This is a genomic window from Geobacillus zalihae NBRC 101842 (assembly GCF_001544135.1).
Lineage (GTDB): Bacteria > Bacillota > Bacilli > Bacillales > Anoxybacillaceae > Geobacillus > Geobacillus zalihae.
On record NZ_BCPV01000078.1, the window covers coordinates 1 to 15,566 of the forward strand.

Annotated in this window: 13 protein-coding genes and 3 pseudogenes; 5 read left to right on the forward strand and 11 right to left on the reverse strand. The window is 49.2% G+C overall.

What is annotated here, in order from left to right:
* Positions 1 to 118: 118 nt before the first annotated feature.
* The 5 genes from GZ1_RS15775 to GZ1_RS15790 all read right to left on the reverse strand — a co-directional run bounded on the left by GZ1_RS15775 (position 119) and on the right by GZ1_RS15790 (position 5,170).
* Complete coding sequence (locus GZ1_RS15775; protein ID WP_033015399.1) at positions 119 to 754, reverse strand: FMN-dependent NADH-azoreductase; 636 nt, start codon at positions 752 to 754, stop codon at positions 119 to 121.
* A 173-nt stretch (positions 755 to 927) separates the two neighbouring features.
* Positions 928 to 1,077: a hypothetical protein gene (locus GZ1_RS19325; RefSeq protein ID WP_011232896.1), complete on the reverse strand. Its 150-nt coding sequence runs from the start codon at positions 1,075 to 1,077 to the stop codon at positions 928 to 930.
* A gap of 170 nt (positions 1,078 to 1,247) precedes the next feature.
* Positions 1,248 to 2,630, reverse strand: a complete 1,383-nt coding sequence (locus GZ1_RS15780; RefSeq protein WP_060788853.1) for a glycine--tRNA ligase — start codon at positions 2,628 to 2,630, stop codon at positions 1,248 to 1,250.
* Positions 2,631 to 2,892: 262 nt separating this feature from the next.
* Positions 2,893 to 3,750, reverse strand: a complete 858-nt coding sequence (locus GZ1_RS15785) for a glycosyltransferase family 2 protein (protein WP_015376096.1) — start codon at positions 3,748 to 3,750, stop codon at positions 2,893 to 2,895.
* 223 nt (positions 3,751 to 3,973) lie between these two features.
* Positions 3,974 to 5,170: an MFS transporter gene (locus GZ1_RS15790; protein WP_060788854.1), complete on the reverse strand. Its 1,197-nt coding sequence runs from the start codon at positions 5,168 to 5,170 to the stop codon at positions 3,974 to 3,976.
* 122 nt (positions 5,171 to 5,292) lie between these two features.
* On the opposite strand from GZ1_RS15790, the gene GZ1_RS15795 reads away from it, so the two are divergent.
* From GZ1_RS15795 to pstA, 5 genes are all read left to right on the forward strand, one after another.
* On the forward strand, positions 5,293 to 5,610 hold the full coding sequence (locus tag GZ1_RS15795; protein WP_011232900.1) for a hypothetical protein: 318 nt from the start codon (positions 5,293 to 5,295) through the stop codon (positions 5,608 to 5,610).
* A gap of 394 nt (positions 5,611 to 6,004) precedes the next feature.
* Positions 6,005 to 7,762, forward strand: a complete 1,758-nt coding sequence (locus GZ1_RS15800) for a stalk domain-containing protein (protein ID WP_060788855.1) — start codon at positions 6,005 to 6,007, stop codon at positions 7,760 to 7,762.
* A gap of 16 nt (positions 7,763 to 7,778) precedes the next feature.
* The gene (locus GZ1_RS15805) at positions 7,779 to 8,639 is read left to right on the forward strand and encodes a phosphate ABC transporter substrate-binding protein (protein WP_011232902.1); all 861 of its coding nucleotides are present in this window, start codon (positions 7,779 to 7,781) and stop codon (positions 8,637 to 8,639) included.
* A gap of 73 nt (positions 8,640 to 8,712) precedes the next feature.
* On the forward strand, positions 8,713 to 9,648 hold the full coding sequence (gene pstC, locus GZ1_RS15810; RefSeq protein WP_011232903.1) for a phosphate ABC transporter permease subunit PstC: 936 nt from the start codon (positions 8,713 to 8,715) through the stop codon (positions 9,646 to 9,648).
* Positions 9,645 to 10,541: a phosphate ABC transporter permease PstA gene (pstA, locus tag GZ1_RS15815; RefSeq protein ID WP_011232904.1), complete on the forward strand. Its 897-nt coding sequence runs from the start codon at positions 9,645 to 9,647 to the stop codon at positions 10,539 to 10,541. Before pstC ends, pstA begins: the two co-directional genes overlap by 4 nt.
* Before the next feature lie 150 nt (positions 10,542 to 10,691).
* On the opposite strand, the pseudogene GZ1_RS15820 reads toward pstA, so the two are convergent.
* From GZ1_RS15820 to GZ1_RS15840, 6 genes and pseudogenes are all read right to left on the reverse strand, one after another.
* A pseudogene (locus tag GZ1_RS15820) lies at positions 10,692 to 11,231 on the reverse strand (family 1 glycosylhydrolase); the annotation flags it as partial.
* Positions 11,216 to 11,413 (reverse strand): annotated as a pseudogene (locus GZ1_RS15825) (helix-turn-helix domain-containing protein); the annotation flags it as partial. The pseudogenes GZ1_RS15820 and GZ1_RS15825, both read right to left, overlap by 16 nt.
* Before the next feature lie 12 nt (positions 11,414 to 11,425).
* A pseudogene (gene tnpA / locus GZ1_RS18550) lies at positions 11,426 to 11,824 on the reverse strand (IS200/IS605 family transposase).
* Positions 11,825 to 12,075: 251 nt separating this feature from the next.
* A complete protein-coding gene (locus tag GZ1_RS15830; RefSeq protein WP_060788856.1) occupies positions 12,076 to 13,521 on the reverse strand; it encodes a glycoside hydrolase family 32 protein in 1,446 nt (481 codons plus the stop codon).
* A gap of 11 nt (positions 13,522 to 13,532) precedes the next feature.
* Positions 13,533 to 14,909 (reverse strand): sucrose-specific PTS transporter subunit IIBC, encoded by a 1,377-nt coding sequence (locus tag GZ1_RS15835; RefSeq protein WP_015376099.1) that lies wholly within the window; start codon positions 14,907 to 14,909, stop codon positions 13,533 to 13,535.
* A 193-nt stretch (positions 14,910 to 15,102) separates the two neighbouring features.
* A partial coding sequence (locus tag GZ1_RS15840) for a BglG family transcription antiterminator (protein ID WP_157074385.1) occupies positions 15,103 to 15,566 on the reverse strand: 464 nt, incomplete at its 5' end.

The following is a 15,566-nucleotide window of genomic DNA, read 5'->3' on the forward strand; positions in this document are numbered from 1 at the left end:
GCCAGCGTATATGAACGTCACGGCCGTTTGGTTTGTCCAATAAAAAAGGAGCCTCTCCGGATGAAGAGGCTCCCAAGCCAAGTTTGCGGCCATTTCCCGCGCAATACTCGGCCTCCCGTTAAAACGTGTGCGCCAAGTCTTTCGCCCGAGCGATGGCGTTCGCTTTAATTTCTTCCGCCTTTTCCGGCACCGCCGCATGCCCTTCGACAAACAACCCTTCAAATGACGGAACACCGAAAAATTGCATGATGACGCTTAAATACCGATGGCCCATTTCCATTTCCGCCGCCGGGCCTTCGGAGTAGAAACCGCCGCGCGCTTGAATGTGGAGCGCTTTTTTATCAGTAAGCAATCCGACCGGCCCTTGTTCCGTATATTTAAACGTCTTGCCGGCGACCGCCACGGCGTCAATGTACGCCTTTAACACCGGCGGGAAGGAAAAGTTCCACATCGGCGTGACGAATACGTATTTGTCGGCGGAAATAAACTGCTCGCACAGCTCGTTCATCCGCCCGACTTTCGCTTTTTCTTCGTCAGACAGCTCTTCAAACGATTTCCCGGAGCGAAGTTTGCCCCAGCCGCTGAACACGTCGACGTCGATTTCCGGAATGTATTCCTTGTATAAATCAAGATGAATGACTTCATGATCCGGATGCACTTGTTTGTATGTGTCGATAAACGCTTTTCCGACCGCCATGCTGTAAGACTGCGTGTCGTCGTGCGGATGAGCGGTGATGTACAATACGTTTGTCATGATGCATACTCCCTTTCGTGATGATCTCGGCACTTTAGTGTTTGCACTTTGTTCAAGCGGCATTCACTTATTTTGAATTCAAATATCTCCAATCAGAGATAATTATATAAAGATCCGACACATTTGGCAAACAATTTGACCGCAAAAAAAAATTGCCTTTCTCCAAGGCAATGTTACTCGCTTTGTTCCACGACAAACGGGTTGCCGCTGATTTGTTTTCGTATCTCATCGGTGAGCGTAAACGGTTCGCTTTTGATGACGCTTTCATCATTGCCAGGCGGATGGCCGCTTCCATCGTAGTAAATCGGTTTCCCTTCCATCATGGTGAACCCCCTTGATCCATTGCAGGAACTAGTCTATACTTCTATTTTACCATTATATACAGCGAACATCCATCTATTTTTTTGAATTTTTTTCTAAAAAAGCGGTTCTATCCCCATACACGTTCTTAAAAAAACGCCGGGGTTTCGTCGCTGCCCCGGCGTTCATGGCATCAAAAGGCGATTTTTTCCTCTAAAAAGGCTTTGAGCTCCCCAATCGGCAGCCGCACTTGCTCCATCGTGTCGCGGTCGCGCACGGTCACTTGGCCGTCTTGTTCAGACTCAAAGTCGTACGTGATGCAAAACGGCGTGCCGATTTCATCTTGGCGGCGGTACCGCTTGCCGATCGAGCCGGTTTCGTCATAGTCGACCATGAAATGTTTCGCCAGCTCTTCATAAATGCGGTGCGCCCCGTCCGCGAGCTTTTTCGACAGCGGCAAGACAGCCGCTTTGTACGGCGCAAGCGCCGGATGCAAGTGCATCACCGTTCTCGTCGTGCCGTCTTCCAGCTCTTCTTCGTCATAGGCGTCGATCATAAACGCCAGCGTGACGCGGTCAGCGCCAAGCGACGGCTCAATGCAGTACGGGATGTAGCGCTCGTTCGTTTCTTGGTCGAGATAATGGAAGTCCTCGCCCGAGTATTCCATATGCCGCTTCAAATCGTAATCCGTGCGCGACGCGATGCCCCACAGCTCGCCCCAGCCGAACGGGAAATGGTACTCGATGTCCGTCGTGGCGTTGCTGTAGTGGGACAACTCTTCTTTCGCATGGTCGCGCAGGCGGATGTTATCCTCCTTCATGCCGAGCGACAGCAGCCAGTCCTTGCAAAACTGTTTCCAATAGTCAAACCATTGCAGCTCCTCACCGGGCTTGCAGAAAAACTCGAGCTCCATCTGTTCGAATTCGCGCGTGCGGAACGTGAAGTTGCCCGGCGTAATCTCGTTGCGGAAGCTTTTGCCGATTTGCGCGATGCCAAACGGCAATTTTTTGCGCATCGTGCGCTGGACGTTTTTGAAGTTGACGAAAATGCCTTGCGCTGTCTCTGGACGCAAATAAATTTCGTTGGCGCTCGACTCGGTGACGCCTTGGTACGTTTTAAACATTAAGTTGAACTGGCGCACGTTCGTGAAATCGCGGCTGCCGCATTCCGGGCAGGCGATGTCGTACTCCTTGATGAGTTCATCCATTTTGGCCAGCGGCAACCCGTCAACGATCATCTCGATCCCTTTTTCCTCGAGCGCCTTCTCAATCAGCTTGTCGGCGCGGTGGCGCGCTTTGCACTGTTTGCAGTCGACCATCGGATCGTTGAAGTTGCCTAAGTGACCGGACGCTTCCCACGTTCTCGGGTTCATTAAAATGGCGGCGTCAAGCCCGACGTTGTACGGTGACTCTTGGACGAACTTTTTCCACCACGCCCGTTTCATGTTGTTTTTCAGCTCGACGCCAAGCGGGCCGTAATCCCACGTGTTCGCCAGCCCGCCGTAAATTTCCGAGCCCGGAAACACGAAGCCGCGATGCTTGGCATGTGCGACGATTTCTTCCATTGTGACAGCCATCGTGTTCATCCTCCTTCAATGTGATGTCCAACAATCAAAAACGCCCTCGCCCTAGGCCTGACGCCTAGGGACGAGAGCGTAGCTCCCGCGGTTCCACCCTAGTTGATGCGCAAATCACGCATCCCCTTTTTGCCATTTCCGCTCCGGACTGCCGTTTCATTAACCATCTTCGCCGGGCTTCCACCGTCCCCGGCTCGCTTGGGAAGAGAGGGTTAACTACTATTGATCCGTCATCGCGATCCATATATGATTTTGTCCACTATCATAGCAAACCCCAAAACCTTTTGTCAACGCCATCCTGCTTTTTTTGCATCCAAAACCGCGACACGATCGGCTTCCCGTCCCAGATGACTTCGCTTTTCGCCCGGCGCTTCGCGACTTCCGGCTCGTCAAGCAAGAGCCAAAAGTTTTTCACCGGCAAGTCCCCAAGCCCATGCTTCTCGCAAAGCCGCCGCAAGTAATGCCGCCGCTTGTCGCTCATATGTCGCGACACGTTGTCGCCGTCCGGGCTGAACGCATACAAGACCGTCGCCGCCGCGACACGCGTGACGCGACAAACAGAGGCGGCGCGCAAAAAGAAGTCCCAATCCCAATAATGGTGGACAGTCGGGTCAAAGCAGCCGATCTCGTCATGGAGCGATTTTCGATACACGCTCCCGGACGGGACGTACGTCGAAAACGTCCGCATCGCCTCCAAATCGTACTCATAGGCAAATAAAAAACGGGCCGATGGGACGCGCTGATCGTTTTCCACCCGATACTGGACAATTTCCGCATCGGCATAGGCAAAATCAGCGTCACGAAGCGCTGTGACCATCCGCTCGAGATGGCATGGCAACACTAAGTCGTCGTCGTCGCAAAGCATGATGAGGTCGTTGCGCGCCTCCTTGACGCCGATGTTGCGGGCCGCGACATGTCCTTCGTTGTCGCGGCGGTCGATGAGACGGATGTCAAGCTCCGGGTACAAGGCGACGACATCATGAACCGGGACACCCCCGTCGTTGACGATAATGACCTCAAACGGCTTGTACGTCTGCCGGCTTAACGACTCGAGCAGCTCGGCAAGCGGATACGGGCGATTGTACGTCGGGATGACGACGGACACGGACGGACATAACATCAATTCACCGCCTCTCGCACTGGTTTTCCCCTTGGCGTCCGCGGGCGTCGATGCGCACACCCACCAAAAGCTTGGCCAATCAAAAAAGGGGCTTACCCTTAAGGTACCGCCCCTGCCGTTTGTTTGTCAATTTCGTCTTGCCTCCCCTAACGAGCGCCACGAACCAAAGCCCGCAACCCCTCATTAGAGATCTGCCTTAGAATGTCCCTTACAACGATTTTACTCATGCAAGCTCCTGTTGCTTCGTCTCGCTGCCCAACACCGCGACCGCCAAAACGGCGACAAGGACCGATAGACAAAACAGCGTGAAAATGGCCGTCACCGACACCCCTTGGGCGACAAGCGAGCCGACCAACAGTGGGCCAAAAATGCCGCCAATGCGGCCAAACGCCGCCGCCATGCCGGCGCCGGTCGCACGAATCGACGTCGGATACTGCTCCGGCGTATACGCATACAGCGCTCCCCAAGCGCCGAGGTTGAAAAACGACAAGAAAATGCCGGATGCCATCAGCCCAACGAGCGACTCGGCCGTGCCGAAAAAGTAGGCGCTCAATGCGGTGCCAAGCAAATACGTGACCAAGACAAATTTCCGCCCCGCCCGCTCGATCAGCCATGCGGCGCTGAAATAGCCGGGCAATTGCGCCAGCGTCATGATGAGCACATATTCAAAGCTTTTAATTAAACTAAACCCTTTCATCACCATGACGCTCGGCAGCCATAAAAACATGCCGTAATACGAAAAGACGACGCAAAACCAAAGCAGCCAAAGCATGGCCGTCTCTTTCCGATGGGGAGCGGACCATACTTTGACGATATTGCTCCACACCGTCTCCTCTTTTTGCGCGGCCGCAAACCGCGGCGAATCGGGCAGGCGGAGGCGCAAATAGATCGCATACAGCGCTGGAATCGCCGCCAGCCATAACGCCGTCCGCCATCCGTAAACTGGTATGACGAAATACGAGATGAGCGCTGCCAGCAACCAGCCGCCCGCCCAAAAGCTCTCAAGCAGCACGACAACCCGGCCGCGGTCGGCAGCCGGCACCGCCTCCGAAACGAGCGTTGACGCGACCGGCAGCTCGCCGCCAAGCCCCATGCCGATCAAAAAGCGGAGCGCCAAAAACGCCGCCAACGTCGTCGTCAGCGCCGACAGCCCGCTGCCGATCGAGAATAATAACAATGTGACAATGAAAACATTTTTCCGGCCGATCCGGTCGGCGAGCAGCCCGAACACGAGCGCTCCGACCGCCATGCCGATCGAGTTGACGCTGCCGATCCAGCCGACTTGGCTGGCCGTCAAATTCCAGTCTTTTTGCAAGGCCGCCATCAAAAACGACAACATGCCGACATCCATCGCGTCAAACAGCCAACCGAGACCGGCAATGCCTAACAGCTTGCGCTGGGAAATCGCGGTTTGGTTCATGTGTATCCTCCTGTCATTATCAATGTAAAGACATATTTATTATAAAAGAAAATCACCCACCTGTGCACCCACTTTGTTATAGTATTCATTGGAATAAACAAATCGATAAAAGGACGGTGCTTATGAACGAGGAAAGAATCAAGGATCTTGAAGCAAAATTGAGTCTAGCCACCGATGCAATTACGTTACTCTTAGATATGGTGAACAAGGAGCACAAAAGCTTTGCGATTCTGGCCTTAGCCACTGGCTTTACTGCCGACGAGTTGGAACGCCTGGAAAAGCTGTTTTATCACGCTGGCCAATCACAGTGGGACAAGGATACATTTGTGGCAGAGTTCGAGAAGCAGCTTCCCAAAAGAAGTGCAATGTTGAGAAGCATTTTGGAAGGGCTAAAGTCAGATGGAAAGTTTGTATCGTTATGCGAGAAGTATTTGGATTGACAGAAAAAACCCGTCCATGTCGAGGCGGGTTTATTTTTCTTCAAAACATCCAAATCTTCACCAAGCAATTCTGTCAATGTCAAGAGAAGTGGAGATCGCGAAACTCCAAAACCTGTCGCTGCTGGCCATCAGCATGATCCACGACGTTGAGCGGCAGCATAAGTTTGCGCGAGGCTGGAAAAGTCGTCAAAATGAATCTTGAAATTAACACAGAAAAAACAAAATATTAATACACTTTAAATAAAACAAAATATTCCTTTTACACTTTTCTCATATAATCGTTTATGCTTAGGAAAAATTTCTTAAATCCTTTGAACGGAAAGGAGGATCACCTTCCAGCAAACCATGAAACCCGCTTCTCATGCCAAAGGAAAAATAGAAAGGAGAGGCTCTCGTGAAAAAAATCATTGCCGGAACTGTCATGGCGACAGCTTTGCTGACGGCTCTCCCCTCATCGTGGCCGGCTCTCGATGGACATGCCTATGCCGCAGCGAAAAAGAATACAGCCGCGTCTCACTATATTGTCAATGTCAACGGCAATTTGATGACGGTCCGTTCGCTCCATCGTTCAGGAACTGTTTTATTGGCGGGGAGCGATATGGCCAAGCTGTTTTCAGCCGATTATCGGTATGATCCAAAACACCAATATTACGAAATTCGACGCACATCTCCTAACATACAGATGGTGCTTCAGACGGGGAAAAAAGCGGCATTGGTGAATGGCAAATCCATTTCATTGTCTGTCGCCCCACAGCGTTTTGGTCAAGAACTATACGTCGATGCGAAGCAAATCGCCGCTCTCTTAGGTGGACAATGGAAAGCAGAGGCTGGTGTCGCCATCGTGTCGACATCCGGCAGCTTTCGCCCATTTCGCGAGACATGGCAAGTGAACGGCTCCACAGCTACGATTCACGGTCTCGTGTTAGGACAAACATCTTTTTATTCAGTCAATGATGTTGCCGCTGCTTTTGGCGCTACTGTGCACGTTGACAAAAAAACGAGCATGGTTAAGGTCAAAAAAGGAAATAGAACTATTATATTCAATCCGTTTAGTTATGTATTAAACGCCGGCGGCAAAAAAACCTCCTTGCCGACCGCGCCATTCATTCAAAATGGAGTGCCGTACATCAATCTGTCCGCCATCGTCTATGCACTAGGGGGAGAGATCGAGGAGCAAGAGCGATTTATCGCCACGTCTGGTTTCATCAAAGGAACGAGCATCCATCCACAATGGATCAATCAAAATACATTGCTCATCAGCCGACCGGATGAAGCCTCTTCACTGCTTTTGGACATTCGCTCGCGAACGGCTCTCCGTTCCATCAACGAAATGGATCTTACGTTATCACCTGATGGGAAAAAAGCGGCTTACGTCGATGAAAACGGTCATTTGTTTGTCATAGACCTCGTTTCCAATACGGTCCAACAAATCGGCGAAGACGATGAGGTCAAAACCGACCTCGTTTGGTCCAGCGATGGCCGCTCACTCTATTGCATTTACGGCAGCAACAATGAGGCGGTCGCAGTCGTTGCCTTAGACAATGGAACCATCACCAAGATTATTGATGACAAAGTGAAGTACAAAACAGATCTTCGTCTTTCTCCCGATGGAACAAAGTTATTATACACAGTAGCGAATGAAGGGAAAACGAATTACACGGACGATCAAAGAACCGATGTCGATTCCATTGATACAAGCGGAACCGATCCGCAGCTGATTCTTGTCGACCTGTCTTCACCAACAAAACAGCCAACACCGCTCACTTCATCGTCAGACAATAAGGTTGACAGCGCGTTTCTATCAAACCATGACATCGTATATGTAAGCGCAACGGATGATGACATGAGTCCGCCATCATTGAAAATGATCCGGAACGGAGTAGAACAAACATTGCTTGATAAGCAGAACATCATTGACATGGCGGTGGTCAAAAGCCGTATTTACGTTGTTGTTGAAGCAAACGGCCTTTACACCATCCGCTGCTTCGATCCATCCACCAAATCATGGAAAACAATAGGAAGGACGAAACATGAAATCACCTCGATTGCGCCATCGCCATATGACGATCAAATTGCGGTAACGATGGCAACCGACGGTGGAGAAAACGTATCTCTTCTTCGCCATGGTTCATGGATGAATCTTACAAAATGAGGATGGAGGGAGATTTATGAAACGCAGCACATTATGGAAAAGAGTCATTTCTGCTGTTCTGTCATCTACCTTGTTGCTTGGAGCTGCCTTGGCCACCGAGCATCGCGCCGATGCCGCTGAAGTATCCGGAAAAATCGTGATTGCCGGCTCCACCGCTTTGTTGCCGTTAACTCAACAAGCGGCAAAAGAATTTAAAAAGAGCCATCCAAAAGTCAAAATTGTGGTTTCCGGCTCTTCTTCCATCGCCGGCCCGCAGTCAGTCACAAAAGGAGTCGCCACCATCGGAGCATGCGACTGGGATGCCACTAAAGCGGTCGGAGGGTTCCCTGCTTACAAAGGATTAAAAGCATACAAAATTGCCAAAATTCCGTTTGCTGTCATTGTCAACAAAGGCAATCCCGTCAGCAACCTGTCCGTCGAACAAATCCAAGATATCTATGAAGGGAAAATCAAAAATTGGAAACAATTAGGTGGAAAAGATGAAGAAATCGTCGTCATCAACCGAGCCAAAGGATCTGGAACACGCGTCAATTTTGAAGACAAAATCATGGACGGCCATATGATCAAAACGACAGGAGATAACTATAAAGAAGTGCAAAAATCAGGGGATATGGTGAATGCCGTTGCGTCGAATCCAAACGCGATTGGATTTGTTGATTTGGCTTATGTGAAAGGCGGAATTAAAGCCGTCAGCATCAACGGTGTCAAAGCAACCACAGCTAATGCCAAAAGCGGCAAATACATCTTTTACGGCTATGGATACTTACTGACCAAAGGGGAAGCCAAAGGTGCGGACAAAGCCTTTATCGATTATATTTTAAGCAAAAAATTCCAAAATGGCTCCTTGAAAAAATTAAAATTCATTCCTGTGAAATAACGACCTCTTTCAGCCTCTCCTTTATTGGCGGAGAGGCTGATTTTCCGTTCGATGACAGAAAGGGGAAAGGAAAATGGAAAAGCTGTCTCCTGATTGGACTGAGGCCACCCGCTTGTTGACCGCTCAACGTCAACGCTGGACCACGAAATATCGATTCGACCGTCTGTTTCGTTTTTTTTGCTTGACAAGCATCGTATTTCTGATTGTCGTATTGAGCGCCATCGTTCTATTCGTCAGCAAAACAGGCCTTCTCGTGTTTCGAGATGTATCTCCGTGGGAATTTTTCTTCTCCTCCCGATGGGATCCAGAACATCATCGATACGGAGCCGCCGTCTTTATCACCGGAACGCTATATGTAACGTTCGTGACGCTGTTGATAGCCACACCGATTTCCATTTCGACAGCCGTATTTATTGCGGAGATGGCCCCTCCCCGGCTTCAACAATGGCTTCGGACGCTGCTTGATTTGTTGGTCGGCATCCCATCCATTGTTTACGGATATTTGGGAGCCACCCTGCTCGTCCCATGGATTCGTAAGCTTACAGGCGCTCCAGTGGGAGATGGAATTCTTGCGGCAGCGATCGTGCTATCGATGATGATCTTGCCTACCATCACCCGCATTACCGACGATGCACTTTGCGCGGTTCCCAACGAATGGCGGGAGGCCAACTACGCCCTTGGAGGGACCAAAATAGAAATGATTTCCAAAATATTGCTTCCTGCCGCGAAATCTGGGATTGCCGCTGCTGTCATCCTCGGCATGGCACGCGCCATTGGCGAAACAATGGCCGTCGTCATGGTCATCGGCAACGTGGCGCAATGGGGATTTGATTTGGTCACGCCATCAAGTGTGTTGACCAGCCATATCGTGATGCAAATTTTAAACGTCGATTTTCAATCAACGACCAACCATGCCCTTTATATGATGGCGCTTTTGCTGCTTTTCATCTCCATTTCTTTCATTATGATGATTCGCCGCTTGCGTCTGAAAGGAGGACCGTCATCATGAACAATCAAGCCCCTGGCCTTCATGGAAAAATGAGTCGGCTCCGCATCCGCCGTCTCATGAATCGACTCGTACTGAGTATAATCAGCATCATTTCCGCAACCGTCTTTTTGATCATCTTATCCCTTCTTTATATGATCGTGCGAAAAGGATTGCCGGACATTGACATCCATTTCCTCATTGGACTGCCTGAAGAAATCGACGCTGGAGGAGGAGTTGGGCCGTTCTTATGGAACTCGATTTACATTCTCGTGCTATCATTGCTTTTGTCATTGCCCATCGGAATTGGAGCCGGTATTTTTTTAGCGGAATACGCCCCAAACAACCGAATCATGGAATGGGTGAGGGCGGCCATTGAAAGTTTGGCATCTGTCCCATCAATTGTGTTTGGTCTATTCGGTTACGCCTTGTTTGTGGAATACTTTCAAATCGGCGTGACCATTTTAGGAGCATCCATTACACTGGCATTGCTCAATCTCCCAGTTTTAGCCCGCGTCTCCGAAGAAGCGATCACGGCAGTTCCCTCCACTTGGAGGGAAGCCTCCTTCGCTTTAGGCGCAACGAAAGCACAGACCATTGTCAAAACAGTGCTCCCTGCCGCCATGAAAGGCATCTTGACCGGCATCAGCCTTGTCGCATGCCGAGCATTTGGCGAATCGGCCATCATTTTGCTAGTCGGTGGGACATCGTCATCTGGCGAGATGTGGGATTTTCATCTCCTTTCCGAAGGCGCGACTCTCCCGGTCCATTTGTGGTACATTCAGTCTGAAGCGCTCGTGGCCGATGCGCAGCAAATTGCCCAAAAAACATCCGCCCTCCTTGTGTTGCTAGTGCTGTTCCTTAGCTTTATCATTCGTTTTCCGCTATGGCTTAGCCAGCGGAAGAAACGATATTAGTAAAAAAGATCACCGCTCTTTCTTTTCGAAAGAGCGGTGATCTTGGCGAAAAAGATGATCTAACTAAACAGTTATTCGCAAAACATTTTTACATCCCTGATCCAACGCTACAAGATTGCGCGTGCTTCTATAATCTTTCACCATCTCTATTTAAAGTTCTTCTCCATTTGTTTCAATTACTCTTTTATACCAATAAAATGATTTTTTTCTTCGTCTCTCTAAGGTTCCCTTTCCTTCATTATCTTTATCTACATAGATAAAGCCATAACGTTTTTCCATTTCCCCTGTCCCAGCACTTACTAAATCTATACAACCCCATGGCGTATACCCTATAACATCAACCCCATCTAATTGGATGGCCTGTTTCATTTCCTGAATATGATCCCGGAGATACTGAATACGGTAGTCATCGTTAATCGTTCCATCTTCTTCAACGACGTCCTTAGCCCCTAAACCGTTTTCCACAATAAATAACGGAAGTTGATATCGTTCATACAAAACATTTAATGAATACCTCAGCCCTACAGGGTCAATTTGCCATCCCCAATCACTTGTTTTCACATACGGATTTCGGACAATGCGCCCAAATTCCCCATCAAATTCACTTCCCTCTACTTCACGGGCACTCACGACTTTTGACATGTAATAACTAAACCCGATATAATCGACTGTACCTCCTTTTTGTACTTGGCAGGGGTCGGAAATGTTTGCTGTTTCAAGGATTCTTGATCGTCCTTGAACTTTTCAAACATTTGTATGCGCTCTTCAAGCATTTTGTTATACACAAAACGGACACAACCGAAGGTTTTGGCGAGCCGTTGTTCTTGTTCTTTTGTTGGGGATAGACGGAACTGATAGGCTTTGTTTGCCATATCGACACCACATCACTTCATACCTTGATTTTCTATATATTTTTTTATTCCTTCAATGGGCGCACTACCCGTTGTAAGCAGGCAAAAGCTTCTTGACCAAAAATATTCTTTCCACAGTTTTCTTTTCACTTGCGGAAAATGCTTTTTGATCAGTCGAGAACTTGAACTTTTATAGGCATTGATGAACTTGGATCATTCACGATTTGGATGTGCTTTGAACAAAATATGCACATGGTCCATATCGTGATTCCATTCGACCAAGGAAATATTGTAATTTTTACCCAATCTCACAAACATATCTTTTGCATAGTCAGATATGGTATCATCAATCACTTGTCTGCGATATTTTACAACCAGCACAAGATGATAATACAATAGGAACACTGAATGGTTATTATTGTCTAATTTCATTGATACAACAGCCTTTCATTTTTCTAAAACTGATTATATCATAACACACAAAAAAGAGACAATTTTAGGCTATACCTAACCGAAATTCATCTCCCACTTTCACTTCGTTTCGAAGTGGGAGATGAATTTCGGAAAGATGTTAAAAGGGGGGATAAGTGGACATACTTAGTAATCTAATGGATCACCGTTGTCATAAAAAGCTGCCAATACGCAAACGCTTCCTTGGCAGCTTCCTTGCACACAAACAAACCTTATAATTCCCATTTCTCTATATCCATCTGAAGATGCCCATGAGCGCCAAAGAAAATCGTTTGGTCGTCCAGATACGGAAAAAACCGCGCAGTGAACGTCTCTTCGCCATCATTGACGAACAGTTCGATCGATGACGTATCAAGGAAAACATGAAGCGAACGAAGACGTGGCAATCGACATTGCCGCTTCTCCGTCAGCCCGTTCACAAAGCTTTTCCGTTCAAGCGTCAATACCCCTTCGTCACTATTGTAAACAAGGCGAGCCGCATGGCGAAAGTAAATTTCCATCATGCTTCCGAACAGTTCGATATTGTCGAGGCGAAGTTCGATCGCATCTCCCTCGAGTCCCGGCCATGACCTCAGCTCATTCACCACAGTGGCGCTTGGATATGCTACTTTTTGTTTGCGCAACTGTTTCAGCTCTTCCACTGGCGTCTGTCTCAGCTTGCCGCCAGTGAGGCGAAGTTCGCGCGGCAAGGTGAGCGCGTGCACCCAGCGGTGGCTCACTGTCGGCTGACGGTCTTCATCCTGGTCCGGCACGCCCATCCAACCGATTAAAATTCTTCGTCCGCGTCGGTCAAGCATCGTTTGCGGAGCGTAAAATTCAAAGCCGCGGTCAAGCTCCTCAAACGTCCCGTGAAGGAATTCGGCCCGTTCGTAGTCGAAGCGGCCGACAAAATAACCTGACTGGTAGACGTTTTGGTAGCGCATGCCGTCCGGTTTTAATCCTTGCGGGCAGACAATGAGCACGTCTTGCCCATCTAATGGAAACAAGTCTGGGCATTCCCACATATAGCCAAACGGACCAAGCCCGTTCATGTTGCCGCCAGCAATTGGGCCAAGATGCTCCCAATGACAAAGATCAGCGGAACGAAACAGCACCGCTTTTCCATCGCCGCTTTCGCTTTGCGCCCCCAAGATCATATACCAATGGCCCTGATACCGCCATACTTTCGGGTCGCGGAAATGGGCCGTATATCCGTCCGGAAGTGTAATGACGACGCCTTTTTTTGTAAAATGAATGCCATCTTCCGATACGGCCATGCATTGGTACGTTTGGCGGTTTCCTTGTTCATCTTTCACATTGCCAGTGTAAAACAGCACGAGCTTTCCATCGCAACTAATCGCACTGCCGGAATAGCAGCCATCTTTGTCATACCATTCGCTTGGCGCTAACGCAATCGGCGCTGCTTGCCAATGAACCAAGTCTGGGGATGTATAATGCCCCCAGAACTTGGCGCCATGGCCGGTGCGAAACGGCATCCATTGGTAGAAGACGTGATACGTTCCGTGCCAGTCGATCAGCCCGTTTGGGTCGTTCATCAACCCGACAGGAGGCATGAGATGGTAGCGAAGCCGATACCGGTCGCGATTGACAAGAGTCTCATATTTTTCGACTTCAGCGTATGCTTGTTCAATAAGTTTCTGTTCGCGTTCGGATTTCATCCACACGCCCCTCACTCTTCCTCTTCGCGAAACTTCAAGAGCCATGTCGCCACAAACGCTGAAACGACGGCAATGGCAAAACCGATTAAGTAGTGCATTAAGTTCGTGAGCCCTTCCGGCGCAACGATGGCGATCATCGGGATGCCGGTCAACCCGTAGGCATTAGCCACTACATTCGTAAATACGACGTACGCTCCGCCGAGCGCGCCGCCAATGGCCGCAGCGATAAACGGCTTCCGGTATTTTAAGTTCACCCCGAAAATGACTGGCTCGGTAATGCCTAAAAAAGCTGACAAGGCCGCCGGTAACGCAATCTCTTTTGTTTTTGTCCGCTTCGATTTGACAAATACAGCCAAACCGGCGCCGCCTTGGGCGACGTTGGCCATCGACCAAATTGGCAGTAAATAGTTGACCCCAAGTTTCGCCAACAAGTTCGCTTCAATGGCATGAAAGCTATGATGCACACCGGTAATGACGATCATCGAGTACAATCCGCCGAAGATAAGGCCGGCTAACGCACCGCCATAATGGTAAACAAAGTTCAACACCGTCGTAATCCCATCGCCAAGCAAATTGCCGAGCGGACCAATGGCCAAAATCGTAATAAATCCCGTCAAAATGACGGTCACAAAAGGAACAACAAGCAAACTGACCGCATGGGGAACAACTCTGCGCAATCCACGCTCCACTTTGCTCATCACATACGTCGCCAGCAAAATCGGCACGACCGTCCCTTGATACCCGACCATAGCGATATCAAAGCCAAGAAAATGCATATAGTTTGGCTTGGCCTCGGCCAATCCCCACGGGTTTAATAGCGCCGGGTGAGTCATAATACCGCCGATGACCGCCCCTAAAAACGGCGTGCCGCCAAATTCTTTCGCCGCGCTAAAGCCGATTAAAATCGGCAAAATAATAAACGCCGCACTCGAAAACATATCAAGCAAAATATACAGCGGGCTGTCTGCCGCCACCCATTTGAACGCCTTCATCATCCCAAGCAAACCCATTAACAAACCGCTCGCGACAATGGCTGGGATGATTGGGACAAAAATGTTTGACAACGTCTTCGCAAAGCGGGCGAGCGGATTCATTTTTTGCTTGATGGCTTCTTGATGGGCATCAGCATCACCTTGCTGTACCCCTGCTTCCCGGGCAAACGCTTCATACACTTTATTCACCACGCCGGTGCCAAAAATAATTTGAAACTGTCCGGAGCTGGAAAACGCCCCTTTAACCCCTTCAATGTTTTCAATGTCTTTCGCCTCGGCCTTTTTGTCATCTTTTAAGACGAGGCGAAGCCGTGTCGCGCAATGAGTTACGCTAATGATGTTTTCTTTCCCGCCAAGGAGCGGGATGAGTTGTTTAGCAATGTGTTCATAATTCATCGGTGAACTCCTCTCCTTCTGAATGATGGTGAAATGAAAAACAAAAAAGACCTAAAACATACAAAGGGCGATCTAGCGGCATGACTCACTTGCCGTTCCCTTCATACGTTTTAGGTCTTGCCTGCTCGAAGCAGTTACAATCCCGCAATATTTCGTTGTCTGTTTTGCATTATACGGCAACTTGCTGTTTTTGTCAACGCTTTCGCAACCGTTGGATATGGAGGACGATATAGGCGAGTTCCTCCTCCGGAAAACGGATGCCATATTCCTTTTCTGCATAGGTTGCCGCTTTTTGTGTACACGCCCATTCCCTTGCATATTTTGTCTGAATGAGCGCAAGCATCTCCTCATCCATCGAATGAATCGGCTCCCCGTTTTCGATGCGGCTTAAGGCAAAGCGCAAATGAGTGAGCAGCCGCTGGTATGAAATGCTTTCCTTATCGATCGATATGCCGAGCTCCGTTTGGATAAGGTCAACGAGTTCATGAATGAGCGTCGTCTCGCGCATCGTTTTGTTCATGCTGGCGGCATCGAGTTTCGCCGTATGAATATGAAGGGCGATATGGGCCGCCTCGTCATCGGGAATCTCGATGCCAAGCCGCTCTTTGATCAACTGTTTCGCCCATAGCCCGATTTCATACTCCGCCTTATATAGCA